General features: G+C 63.0%; 10 protein-coding genes and 1 pseudogene. 7 read left to right on the plus strand and 4 right to left on the minus strand.

From position 1 onward, the window contains the following. The 4 genes and pseudogenes from Mrose_RS16460 to hrpB all read left to right on the plus strand — a co-directional run. Positions 1–200, plus strand: a pseudogene (locus Mrose_RS16460) (hypothetical protein); the annotation flags it as partial. A gap of 130 nt (positions 201–330) precedes the next feature. After that, positions 331–1,782 carry a decarboxylating NADP(+)-dependent phosphogluconate dehydrogenase gene (gnd, locus tag Mrose_RS16465; RefSeq protein ID WP_220452353.1) on the plus strand — a complete coding sequence of 484 codons (1,452 nt, stop codon included), beginning with the start codon at positions 331–333 and terminating at the stop codon, positions 1,780–1,782. A 184-nt stretch (positions 1,783–1,966) separates the two neighbouring features. Continuing rightward, complete coding sequence (locus tag Mrose_RS16470; protein WP_119280117.1) at positions 1,967–2,542, plus strand: Uma2 family endonuclease; 576 nt, start codon at positions 1,967–1,969, stop codon at positions 2,540–2,542. Then, on the plus strand, positions 2,543–5,029 hold the full coding sequence (gene hrpB, locus Mrose_RS16475) for an ATP-dependent helicase HrpB (protein WP_119280119.1): 2,487 nt from the start codon (positions 2,543–2,545) through the stop codon (positions 5,027–5,029). It begins immediately after the preceding gene. An 85-nt stretch (positions 5,030–5,114) separates the two neighbouring features. Here hrpB and Mrose_RS16480 read toward each other — a convergent pair whose 3' ends face one another. The 3 genes from Mrose_RS16480 to Mrose_RS16490 all read right to left on the minus strand — a co-directional run bounded on the left by Mrose_RS16480 (position 5,115) and on the right by Mrose_RS16490 (position 8,575). Beyond that, a complete protein-coding gene (locus tag Mrose_RS16480; protein WP_119280120.1) occupies positions 5,115–6,086 on the minus strand; it encodes a CapA family protein in 972 nt (323 codons plus the stop codon). Between the two features lie 37 nt (positions 6,087–6,123). Beyond that, the gene (locus tag Mrose_RS16485; protein WP_147371691.1) at positions 6,124–6,555 is read right to left on the minus strand and encodes a hypothetical protein; all 432 of its coding nucleotides are present in this window, start codon (positions 6,553–6,555) and stop codon (positions 6,124–6,126) included. 76 nt (positions 6,556–6,631) lie between these two features. Beyond that, the gene (locus Mrose_RS16490) at positions 6,632–8,575 is read right to left on the minus strand and encodes an ATP-binding protein (RefSeq protein ID WP_119280125.1); all 1,944 of its coding nucleotides are present in this window, start codon (positions 8,573–8,575) and stop codon (positions 6,632–6,634) included. Between the two features lie 139 nt (positions 8,576–8,714). Between Mrose_RS16490 and Mrose_RS16495 the strand changes: the two genes are divergently transcribed. The 3 genes from Mrose_RS16495 to Mrose_RS18665 are packed head-to-tail and all read left to right on the plus strand — an operon-like array spanning position 8,715 to position 11,337. After that, entirely contained in the window at positions 8,715–10,289 is a 1,575-nt protein-coding gene (locus Mrose_RS16495; RefSeq protein ID WP_119280127.1) for a Tle-like phospholipase domain-containing protein, read from the plus strand. Positions 10,290–10,297: 8 nt separating this feature from the next. Next, entirely contained in the window at positions 10,298–10,798 is a 501-nt protein-coding gene (locus Mrose_RS18660; RefSeq protein WP_147371692.1) for a hypothetical protein, read from the plus strand. A 32-nt stretch (positions 10,799–10,830) separates the two neighbouring features. Then, entirely contained in the window at positions 10,831–11,337 is a 507-nt protein-coding gene (locus tag Mrose_RS18665; RefSeq protein ID WP_147371693.1) for a hypothetical protein, read from the plus strand. Here Mrose_RS18665 and Mrose_RS19855 read toward each other — a convergent pair. Next, positions 11,320–11,655, minus strand: a complete 336-nt coding sequence (locus tag Mrose_RS19855; RefSeq protein WP_119280129.1) for a hypothetical protein — start codon at positions 11,653–11,655, stop codon at positions 11,320–11,322. The two genes, Mrose_RS18665 and Mrose_RS19855, sit on opposite strands and share 18 nt — an antisense overlap. Between the last annotated feature and the right edge of the window lie 122 nt (positions 11,656–11,777).

The following is an 11,777-nucleotide window of genomic DNA, read 5'->3' on the forward strand; positions in this document are numbered from 1 at the left end:
CGTCTAAAGTAACCCAGATGCGGCTGAGGATTGAAAAGCTGGTTCCCGGCGGCCTGGGATTGGCCCACACGCCCGAGGGGGTGGCCCTGGTGCGGGGCGGGTTGCCGGGAACCAGCTTTTCAATCCTCAGCCGCATCTGGGTTACTTTAGACGAGGTTTCAGGCAAAGGCCAGCACCCCCCCGAGAGGCTGCTATGCTAGCGGGGGGTTCGCCGGGGTCCATCGCCCTACCTTCGAACCCACCCCTCCAACCCAATCCTTCGCTGGGCCCGGTGTACCGGGAAGCCAGAGGGCGCTTCGAGGCCCTCTTCGGAAAACTGTGGGAGTGAACATGCAAGCAGACATCGGCGTGATCGGTCTGGCGGTGATGGGGGAAAACCTCATCCTCAACATGGCGTCCAAAGGCTTCACCGTGGCCGCGTACAACCGCACCACCCAGAAGGTGAGGGAGTTCATCGAGGGCCGCGCCGCGGGGAAGAACATCCTGGGCGCGTACTCGCTCGAGGAGTTCGTGGGGATGCTCGAGCGCCCGCGCAAGGTCATGCTCATGATCAAGGCGGGCAGCGCCGTGGACGCCACCATCGAGCAACTGCTGCCCCTCTTGGAGCCCGGCGACATCGTCATCGACGGGGGCAACAGCCACTACGCCGACACCAACCGCCGCACCCGCTACCTGGCCGAGCGGGGCCTGCTCTTCGTGGGCGCTGGCGTCTCGGGCGGGGAGGAGGGCGCGCTGCACGGCCCTTCCATCATGCCGGGGGGCAATCCGGCGGCCTGGGAGCACGTCAAGCCCATCTTCCAGGCCATCGCGGCCAAGGTCGCCGATGGCTCGCCCTGCTGTGACTGGGTGGGGCCGGAGGGCGCGGGCCACTTCGTCAAGATGGTGCACAACGGCATCGAGTACGGCGACATGCAGATGATCGCCGAGGCCTACAGCCTGCTGCGCGCGGTGCTGGGCCTGTCCAACGCCGAAATCGCCGAAATCTTCGCCCGGTGGAACCAAGGCGAGCTCGACAGCTACCTCATCGAGATCACCGCCGACATCCTCACCAAGAAGGACGAGGAGACCGGCAAAGACCTCGTGGACGTAATCCTCGACGCCGCCGGACAGAAGGGCACCGGCAAGTGGACCAGCGTCACCGCGCTCGACATCGGCAGCCCCAGCAGCACCATCGCCGAGGCGGTGTTTGCCCGCTGCCTCAGTGCCCTCAAGGACGAGCGGGTGACCGCCTCGAGGATCTTCGAGGGGCCCAAAGCCGAGTTCCAGGGCGACCGGCAAGCCTTCGTCGAGCAGGTGCGGCAAGCGCTCTACGCCAGCAAAATCTGCTCCTACGCCCAGGGCTATCAGCTCATGCGTATGGCCGCGCAGGAGTTTGGCTGGGAGCTCGACTACGGCTCCATCGCCCTGATGTGGCGTGAGGGCTGCATCATCCGCGCGCGCTTCCTCGAGAACATCAAGGCCGCCTACGACAAGAACCCCCAGTTGCAGAACCTCCTGCTCGACGATTACTTCGCCCGGATCATCCAGAACTCGCAGGCCGCCTGGCGGCAGGTGGTGACCACCGCCGTGCTGCACGGGGTCTGGACCCCGGCCTTCAGCAGCGCGCTGGCCTACTTCGACGGCTACCGCAGCGCCACCCTCTCCACCAACTTAGTCCAGGCCCAGCGCGACTACTTCGGGGCGCACACCTACGAGCGCACCGACAGGCCTCGTGGGCAGTTCTTCCACACCAACTGGACCGGGCGGGGCGGCAAAACCAGTAGCAGCAGTTATAACGTTTGAATGCCGAGCGCCGATAGCCCAACGCTGAAGGCGGGTCGTACGTCGTACGCAATACGCAAGACGCATGTCCTACGTCGTACGCCCCGGCCCTCGACCCTAGACCCTCGACGAACCGCACGCTACGAGCCACTGAAGGCTGACCGCTGATCCCTACCCCCTCCCCACCCTGCGCTAGACTGAAGCCATGGTCAGGCCGGTGCTCAAGCCCCTTTCAGTCGAGGAATATCTCGAGACCGAAGTGCAGAGCCCCGTCAAGCGTGAGTACGTGGGGGGACAGGTGTACGCCATGGCGGGGGCCAGTCAGCGGCATTCCCTGATCACCCTCAACATCGCCGTAGCGCTGCGCCGGATGGCCGAGGGCCGACCCTGCCGGGTCCACATGGCCGAGATGAAACTGTTCATCGGCGGCCCAAAAATCTCCGACTCCGAAAAGGCGTTGTACTACCCTGATGTGTTGGCGGTGTGCGGCAGGCCGGTGCCCCACGACTATTACGAAAGCGAGCCCTGCATCCTGGTCGAGGTGCTCTCACCCAGCACCCGCAGCGTGGACCTGCGCGAAAAGGTGCTGGCTTACCAGAGCATCCCCAGCCTGCAAACCTACCTGATCGTGGATACCGAGACGATGGCCGTACGACACCTCTGGCGTAACGCGGAAGGGCGCTGGCAGCAGCAAGACCTTACCGGCAGTGCCGATATACCGCTCCCTTGCCTTGAAGGAACCCTCACTTTTGCCGACATCTACCAGGGTGCTTTTTCCTGAATGACCGATCTCCCTATCTACCAGGCCCTCCCGACCCTCCGCGAGGCCCTCGCCCGGCACACCACCGTCCTGTTGCAGGCCCCTCCGGGCGCGGGCAAGAGCACGGTGGTGCCGCTCGAGCTGCTGCAAGAGCCCTGGTTGGCGGGCCGGAAGATCCTCGTGCTCGAGCCCCGCCGCCTGGCCGCCCGCAGCGTGGCCCAGCGCATGGCCGCCCTGCTGGGCGAAGAATTGGGCCACACCGTAGGCTACCGGGTACGCTTCGAGAGCCGGGTGAGCGGCAGGACGCGCCTCGAGGTGCTCACTGAGGGCATCCTCACCCGGCAGTTGCAGCGCGACCCCACCCTCGAGGGCGTAGGGCTGGTGATCTTCGACGAATTCCACGAGCGCTCGCTACAGGCCGACCTGGGCCTGGTGCTCACCCGCGAGGTACAGGCCGCGCTGCGCGAAGACCTGCGCGTGCTGCTGATGTCGGCCACGCTCGATGGCGAGGGGCTGAGCCGCCTGCTGGGCGGCGCTCCCGTCGTCACGGCGCAGGGGCGGCAGTATCCGGTGGAGCGCATCTACCTTCCCCGCGACCCCCAGGGGCCGCTCTCCGGCGCGGTGGCGGGGGCGGTCTCGAGGGCCCTGGCCGCCCACGAGGGCGACGTGCTGGCCTTTCTGCCCGGCGTCGCGGAGATCAGCCGCACCCAGCGATTGCTGGAAGAGCGCCACCCCGAAGTGCGCGTCCTCCCCCTCTACGGTGACCTCTCGCTCGAGGCCCAGCAGCAGGCCCTGCTCCCCGATCCCTCGGGACGGCGCAAGGTGGTGCTGGCGACCTCCATCGCCGAGACCAGCCTGACCATCGAGGGGGTGCGGGTGGTGGTGGACTCGGGCTACTCGAGGGTCCCCCGCTTCGACTCCAGGAGCGGCCTGACCCGCCTAAAGACCGTGCGCCTCACCCAGGACTCCGCCGACCAGCGGGCCGGGCGCGCCGGAAGGCTGGGGCCGGGCGTGGCCTATCGGCTGTGGAGCGAAGCCACCCACGCCACCTTACAACCCCAGCGCAAGCCGGAGATCCTCGAGGCCGACCTCACCCCGCTGCTGCTCGAGCTGGCCGGCTGGGGCGTGAACGACCCCACCGACCTGGGCTGGGTCACGCCGCCCCCGCCCGGCGCCCTGCGGCAGGCCCGCGCCCTGCTAGAGGCGCTGGGGGCGCTCGAGCAGGGCCGCCTGACCGAGCGGGGCCGCGCGATGCTGGAATGGCCCACTCACCCCCGCCTAGCCCACCTGCTGCTGGAGTCACAACTCCTGGGCCTCGAGGCCCTGGCTGCCGACGTGGCCGCGCTGCTCGAGGAGCGCGACCCCCTCCCCCAGGGCGCCGGAGCCGACCTGACCCTGCGGGTCGAAGCTCTGCGGCAGTGGCGGGGCAAGGGCTCGAGCCCCCACCGCGCCGAGGCGGCCCTGCTCGAGCGCATCGAGCGCCTGAGCCAGCAGTGGCGGCGGATGCTGGGCGTCCCCGCCGACGACACCCCCCCCGACCCCCACGCCGTCGGGCTGCTGCTGGCCCTGGCCTACCCCGACCGCCTGGCCCGCCAGCGCGAGGGCGACCCCCACCGCTACCGCCTGTCGGGTGGCCGGGGAGTGCGGCTGGAGGAGGGCGACCTTTTGCTGGGCTCCGCGTGGCTCAGCGTGGCCCACCTCGACGCAGGCAGCGAGGAGGGTCGCATCTTCCTGGCCGCCCCCGTCCATCCCAAAGACCTCGAGCCCTTCGCCCGCGAGGTCGAGGTGGTGGAGTGGGACTACCGCGGAGGAGCCCTGGTCGCCCGCCGCGAGCGCCGCATCGGCGAGGTGGCCCTGAGCAGCGAGCCCTTACGGGAGATTCCTGAAGGCAGGCGGGTCGAAATCCTACTGGAGGTGCTTCGCTCCGAAGGGCTGGGGCTGTTGCCCTGGAGTGAGAACCTGCGCCAATGGCAAGCTCGCGTGCTCAGCCTGCGCCACTGGAACGGTGAGGAGTGGCCCGATGTGTCGGACGAGCACCTGCTCAAGACCCTCGAGCGCTGGCTGGCCCCCTGGCTGGGCAAGGTCTCGCGCCGCGAGGACTTCACCCGGCTCGACCTGACCTCCATCCTCACCGGCCTGCTGCCCTGGCCCCTGCCCGCCCGGCTCGACGAGCTGGCCCCCACGCGGCTCGAGGTGCCCAGCGGCTCACTGATCCGGCTCACCTACTCTCCCGACGGTAGCCCCCCGGTGCTGGCGGTCAAGCTCCAGGAGTTGTTTGGCCTGGCCGATACCCCTCGAGTCAACGCGGGCCGCACTCCGGTGATGCTCCACCTGCTCTCCCCCGCCCAGCGCCCCATTCAGGTGACGCAGGACCTGCGCAGCTTCTGGAACACCACCTACCCCGAGGTTCGCAAGGAACTGCGGGGCCGCTACAGCAAGCACCCCTGGCCCGAAGACCCCTGGAACGCCGAACCTACTCGCAAGACCAAGCGGGCAACCGGTCGCTGATGGCAGTAGACACCCGCGAACCACCTTGGACCGCCACTCCCGACATTGCTATCAGCCATCGACCATTTCTGCAAGAAGTCCAGTCTCAGGCACACTCTACCCACAAGCGGGCTCCCTCCCGCTGAAGCGTAGTGCCCATCTGTGCCGAAAGTTCCCCAATACGTTGGGTGATCGCTTCAAAGTCCCGACCCGCCGCCCGGTTCACCTGGCAGTCATCGATGAGGAGCGGGGTCAATTCCACCCGCCGGACTTTCTTCTCCTCCACCTCGAGCTCCAACAACAACCCCCAGTCGTTGCGCAGCACGGGATCTACCGCATAGTCATCCACGAACTCGCCGCAGTCGTAGAGAATGGGCCGACCTCGGTAAACCTCGATGCCCTGGAACACGTGGGCGCTGTGCCCGTGGAACACGTCGGCTCCAGCCTCTATAACCGCGCGGGCGAACTCGCGGAAGGCCGGGGTGGGGCGAAGGCGCATGTTCGGCCCCCAGTGGGCCGAAACGATGACCAGCTCGGCTCCCATCGCGCGGGCTCGAGCTATTCCTTCCTGCAAAACAGGCACCGACTCGAGCGAAACCGGCAGATAGTTGGTTCCGGGAGTGGCCGCGGTAGCTTTCCAGCCCGGCTCGTTGTCGGTGAAGGCCACAACGCCGAGCCTGAGGCCCTGGAGCGACAAGATTACCGGGCGGCGGGCCTCCTCGAGGTTGCGCCCCGCCCCCACGTAGGCAATTCCGGCAGCCTCGAGTAGCTCCAGCATCTCCAGAAAAGCCTCTTCTTCATAGTCCAGCACGTGGTTGTTGGCGATGGCCACGCAGTCGATTTTCGCCAGCTTGAGGGCATCCACCGCGAGCGGATTGGCCCGGAAGTGAAAGACCTTAGGCCAGCGCTGCCAAGGCGTGCCGTGCCGGGCAATGACGCACTCGAGGTTCACGATGCGCGCGTCGGCCCGATGCAGATCGGGCAGGACGTCGCCCCAGGGGTAGGCCGGGCCATGGCGAAGCAGGGCTTCGTTGACCAGCCGCCCGAGCATCACGTCTCCCGTCAGTGCCACGACCATGCTTTGCCCTTCGCCTCGAGCGCGCGATCCTATGCCCTCAGAGCTCCCCGCAGGCGATGGCCCCCCCGATCCCCTTGGGGTCGGTGACATCGCGCTGGTAGACCACCACTGTAGCGCGTTCGGTGGGAATCTGGGAGGTGGGTACCCGCGTGCTGCCCTTGCCCACTCCCCTGCCGTCGGCGAAGACCGATCCCAGGTTCAGCGCGACCTGCCCCAGGTTGCTGCAGGTACCCAGGCGCAGGTTGGCCGCATAGCTGAGGTTGGGCGGCAGGTTGGCGAGGGAGAGCTCGAGCAAAGTCTGGCCGTTGGAGTAGCTCGTAAGGGTAGCGAGCCCCGCCACCGTGCTGGGGCGGTTGTCGGCCAGCAGCCCGAAGGGGCGCAGCGCGATAACCTTGGGTTCCCCGACCACCTGGGGCGCGGGAGGGGGCTCAGGGGCTTTCGGCGCGGGCATGCAAGCGACCAAGAGCACCAAAAGGACGAGGGTAAGATTACGGAACATTTCCACTGGCATAATAATGTCCCGAACGGGCGGAGTTCAAATCAATTCAATTCCAGTCCTCGAGTTCCCTGGGTCGCAAGCGCTTGAGCTTCGACAGCTCTTCACCGGCGGCCTCCCGCAGGTGGCGCATTCCCAATGGCTCACCCTCAGCCGCCGCTTTGAAAGCCGCGTGCAGGGCCACGTTGGTGATGTTTCCGCCGGTGAGTTCGAGCCGACTCAGGCGCTCGAAGTCCAATCCCGCGTGCAGACCCGCTGGGATGACCCGCCGCCAGATTTCGGCCCGCTCGAGCGGCCTGGGACGCTCGAAGCGCACGATGAAGCGCAGGCGGCGGATAAAGGCCTCGTCGATGGAATTTTCCAGGTTGGTGGTGAGAATGGCCAGGCCCCGGTACTGCTCCATGCGCTGCAGGAGGTAGCTGACCTCGAGGTTGGCGTAGCGGTCGTGGCTGTCCTGCACGTCCGAGCGCTTGCCGAAAACCGCGTCGGCTTCGTCGAAGAGCAGAACCGACCCTCCATCCTCGGCAGCGTCGAAGACCTCCCCCAGGTTTTTCTCGGTCTCACCGATGTACTTGCTCACCAAAAGCGAGAGGTCCACGCGGTAGAGGTCCAGGTCCAGCTCCCGTGCTAGGACCTCGGCAGCGGTGGTCTTGCCGGTTCCACTGGGGCCGCTGAACAGCACCGTCACCCCCCGCCCCCGCTCGCCCGAGCGGAACCCCTGGCGCTCGTGGACCAGGTGGCGATAGCGCACGTGGGCCACAATTTCGCTCAGGGTCTTCTGAAGCGCCTCGGGCAGCACCAGTTCCTCACGTCGCGCCCGCACCTCCATGCGCCGTGCCGCCGCGACCCGCTCCAACTTGCCGCGGCTGTGGCTCCGGCAAGCTGCCCACAAAGCCCCCCGCAGGTCCTCCGCTTGCAGCCGCGCCCCTCGCTGGAGATGGTAGCGCAGTTCCAGCAGCGCCTGCTGGGTGGCCTGCGCGATGGCCTCGGCCTCGAGGTCGAACTGCGCCACCACTCGCTCGAGGGCTTCGTTCAGAACGTTCTCCGGGACGCTGAGCTCCCCCACGAGCCGTTCCCGCCACAGTGCGGCCTGCTCGGAGGGGGTGGGTTTGTCCACCTCCAGGGTCCAGCGCACCCCCGGCAGCGCCAGGCGTTCGCGCGCCGAGAGCAGCACCGGCGTCTCAAGCGCCACCAGCCGCTCGAGCAGTTCCCCGAGCCGGACCTGCGCGGGGGGCTCGGGGCGGTAGCCGGCCTCGAGCAGCCACGCCGCCCCCCGCAAGCGCGCCTCCCGCCCCAGTCGCCGGGCCAGGTCTTCCGGGTCGCGCTCGAGCAGGCGCTCCGCCGGTAGTCCGAACGCCCGCAGCCCCAGCCAGGAGCAAGCGCTGGCCGCGATCGCACGCACGCTCTGAGGGTCGCCCAAAAGCTGCACAGGAACGGCCTCACCCTCCCACGCCGAGGAGATCCGGTCGGCCCGCTCCTGCTGCGAGGGCACCAGCGCAGGAGCAGCCGGGAGCACGAAGGTTCCTGCGAGCACGGGGTCGAGGTCGGCGGGGTTGTCGCTATCGACGCCTAACAGGAAGTGCAGCACCGGCTCCGAAAGGCGGATGGGCTGCGCGGTGAGTGGGAGGTCGGGACGGGGATGGATCTCGATCAGCCCCCAGCGCCGCAGGGGCGCGGAGGGGCATAGGGACAAATAGTCCTCTGCCTGATCTCCGAGATAAGCAGAAGCGAGGCTAAACGTTGGCAATTGCTGACCAGTCAGCTCTGCTAAAAGGGCAGTCAAATCCGGCTCGATTGCCAACCCTGCGCACAGTAGCAGAACCTCCGCCTCGTAATCAGACAAGGCGAATTGCTTAACCAGTTGTGGAAGTCGGTCAGCTACACCAAGAGAATCTTGGACTGAGAGTGAGACCTCCCACGAGTAATCAATACTCCTCTCGGCCCTGCGTAATAGCTTCTGACGTATGAGGTCAAGACGCGTTTTTAAGCACATGTAGGAAGCAGAAGTTGAATTACTTACCAGCTTTATCACCTTCCCGTAGGCGTAAGGTTCCTAAACTCTTGCTTAGTTTCCAGAACCCTCCTTAGAGTATACTTACTATGAGGTAGTTCCATGTACCGGAGAAGTAAGGATGGCGCTTGATTACGAGGTTGCTTCCAGATATCCGGAATTCTTGGCGAAGGGAGTAGCTAACCAAGACAGCCAAGAGTACGAGTACTCCCTACCTCTTATCTCGGCTCAGAAGCAGTCGCCCACAATGAAGCCGGACTATCGCGAAGGTTTGGCCGAGGAAAAGCCTAGCCCTTTTGCTAGGATTCCTTCACCTCAATTAACTTACGATGCACTCCTGGAGCAAATGGCCAAACTGGCTTATGAGGATTACGTACCTTCAGCACAGGAAAATCCCAAATATGAAGTCGTTCGGCAATTTGGATATAGGCCACAGCGCACCACATATGGCCGCTTAGGCATGCAGTTACAAGTATTCCTTCCCAGTAAACCCGAATACCCTTATCCCGTCGTCGCTTTCCGAGGCACACAGGGCGGAGAGTTCAAGGTTCTGGAAGGCCAAATGGATTGGTTTACTGATGCTGACCCTCGAGGCGTAGGGTATGGGCAATTCCACGAGAACAAAGACCTCATCAGGACTCACCTGGACTATGCTCAACAAAAGGGCAAGGTTTGGCTTTGCGGACACTCGCTAGGCGGAGCACTGGCCCAGTGGACAGCATGTACTTGGCCGCAAAGCGTAGGTCACGTTGCTACGTTTCAGGCCCCGGGAATCCCTAAAGAGATGGTGGCAAAGATCGAAGCGTATAACAAAGGCAAGTCTCCGGGTGAGCAAATCACCTCGGATCACTATCGGATGAATCTAGACTTCGTGCCCCACGCAGGCCAGGCGTTTACTCCCGGCGAGGTACATCGGTTTAAGTTTCCAAATCAGCGAACCAAGACTCCTGTTTACGTCAAGCTTGGTCCTAGAACCATCGAGTTTGACATTGGTCCATTCTTAGATAATTTGGCAGACGAAGCCGCTAAAGCAGTTTGGCGAAAACTCGTTGGGACAGAGCTTACCGATGAGCTAACCATTGGGGCTCTTATGACGGCCTTTACTGGCCAGACCCACCTCACTCCCATCCTCTCAACAGCCATCGAGTCCTCACCTGATAAGCCTTTCACCCCTGAGCAAAAAGCCATTGCCAACAAAGGGTTAACCGGGGATAACCCCGTCCAGTACGTAAACACATACAGTACCGATGTTGAGAACAATGACCCGGAGCGTGTCATAGCCGAGCAACTACGGCAAATGGCGGGGCAATACATCAAGCGATTCAAAGAGGGGGTAAAGAGCGGCAGATATAAGGCCATCTCAGGTTGGGAGGCCGCTGGCGATTTTGCCGGCGATATCGTGACCTTACCTCTCGAGCTAATAGGAGAACTTTTCGGCGAGGGCGTTATCTTCCGCGAAACCAGGAACAACGCTAAGCAGGCGACAGTCTACATTCTGGGCAGCGCCGCGCTCAGCGTAGAGGAGTACGATAAAGCCTACCGGCAAGTAGCGGCGTGGGCGAGACAGGCAAAAAGTTTACAGGAGGCACTAAAGTTAGGAAGCCGCATTGAACAAATGGCTATATCAAGAGAAATCAAAGATGATCTCAAACGGCGCATTGAGCAAATTTGGTACTCATGGCATCCAGGTCAATGAAGGTGACCATGACGAGGCCCGCGCTAATAGTAACAACCCTACTGCTAACAGCAGTCGGCATTGCTTATGTGCAAGGGGGCATCAACAAAATGAACGGGACACTCAGCCCAAAACAACTCTACGATAATCTGATCACATCCCTCCAGCAAGTCGTTACCCTTAAGGAAATCAGGTGCCCAGAGGTAATGGAGAGCTCTGTGAGGCGCAACAGAGAGGACGGTGGTGATTTTCTATGTTTTCAGCTTATTTCTGGTAAGCCGGACAAGTACCAGCGCCTCCAGGAACTTCAGAAAGCTCTAGACCGCGTGCTCCCCAGGGAGTTTTCACCCAAAACCGGGTGGCGTGAAGATTATGGCTATATAGCACGCAGTTATCGCTTGATAAAGCATCCTGGGTGGTATTTATCTATCGATTTTGGCCCTCGGGTACTCGAGCAAGAATCCTATAGCAGGTTAGGCATTACCCTTGAGGGAGATGTCGTGAGTTTTTCGCTGGGCTACGATCCATAAGCAATCCTAAGGGTTAGGTTTAGGGGTTCTCAATGAGGGGCTTGCTATGGTTGGGGGTTCTAATAATCAGCCTTGCTGGTCTTTTCAGGGCAGAGAAGGTAGGTATCCTGATGGCAGGAAAAACTCCTAGAGAACTCTATGACCAAGTTCTCACTACCTTACAAACAAAAATCAGGCTCAGAGAGACTAGATGTCCCAGTGTTCTGGATGAGTTCATCAAAGAAGACTTCAAGCAAGGGGGTGCAACATTTTGCTTTCAGTTCATCAGTTCCAAAAGCGATAAGTACGAACGATTCGCCGAGTTTCGCACGGCTCTGGAGCAATCCGTGCCCAGAAACTTTAGAGTCATATTCGGCTGGCAGGAAGACTATGGTAGTATCGCACGGCACTATGCCGTCAGCGATTTGCCGGGTTGGTCTTTTGCTGTTGACTTCACGCCAAGGGTCATCGCTCAAGGCGAATCCGATTACCACGATACCAAACTCGAGGGCGATCTCGTTCGTCTTTCCATGATTTACAGCTCACCTCAACGTCAGTAAGCCCATGGTCACATCCCGACCGAAGCCCTGCCCCAAAACTTTCACCTCCCCTCGAGCCCGCATAGACGTGCGCCCGGGTGGGCTATGAAGATGGATCTCGATGAGCCCCCAGCGCCGCAGGGGTGCCCAGAGCGTCATCGCCTGTGCGTGGACAATGCCATCCCCGAATAGCGCGAAGGCCAGGCCGAAACTCGGGTAGCGCGACTCCGCCAGCCCACAAGCCTGGGCACACGCCGGCAGGAAGTCGGGCTCCAGCTCGGCCCCCGCGCACAGCAAAAGGACGTTCCTCTCGAAAGCCCCCAGCCCCCAGCGCCTCACAAAGGCGGGCTAGGGCGCTGTCCTCCGCGAGTGTTTGGCCCATAGGGGGAGCCGGGCCTCGAGGTCGCCCTCCCCTCAAAGGCCGACCGGCTGACTGGCTTCAGCCCATCTTAATTCTCTGG

It is taken from the genome of Calidithermus roseus (genome assembly GCF_003574095.1).
GTDB lineage: Bacteria > Deinococcota > Deinococci > Deinococcales > Thermaceae > Calidithermus > Calidithermus roseus.

Bases quoted from the DNA above. Each gene is read 5' to 3' on its own strand.
- Mrose_RS18665 (WP_147371693.1), top strand. From the start codon at position 10,831: ATGAGGGGCTTGCTATGGTTGGGGGTTCTAATAATCAGCCTTGCTGGT.
- Mrose_RS16480 (WP_119280120.1), bottom strand. From the start codon at position 6,086: ATGGTCGTGGCACTGACGGGAGACGTGATGCTCGGGCGGCTGGTCAAC.
- Mrose_RS18660 (WP_147371692.1), top strand. From the start codon at position 10,298: ATGACGAGGCCCGCGCTAATAGTAACAACCCTACTGCTAACAGCAGTC.
- Mrose_RS16470 (WP_119280117.1), top strand. From the start codon at position 1,967: ATGGTCAGGCCGGTGCTCAAGCCCCTTTCAGTCGAGGAATATCTCGAG.
- hrpB (WP_119280119.1), top strand. From the start codon at position 2,543: ATGACCGATCTCCCTATCTACCAGGCCCTCCCGACCCTCCGCGAGGCC.
- gnd (WP_220452353.1), top strand. From the start codon at position 331: ATGCAAGCAGACATCGGCGTGATCGGTCTGGCGGTGATGGGGGAAAAC.
- Mrose_RS16495 (WP_119280127.1), top strand. From the start codon at position 8,715: ATGGCGCTTGATTACGAGGTTGCTTCCAGATATCCGGAATTCTTGGCG.
- Mrose_RS16490 (WP_119280125.1), bottom strand. From the start codon at position 8,575: ATGTGCTTAAAAACGCGTCTTGACCTCATACGTCAGAAGCTATTACGC.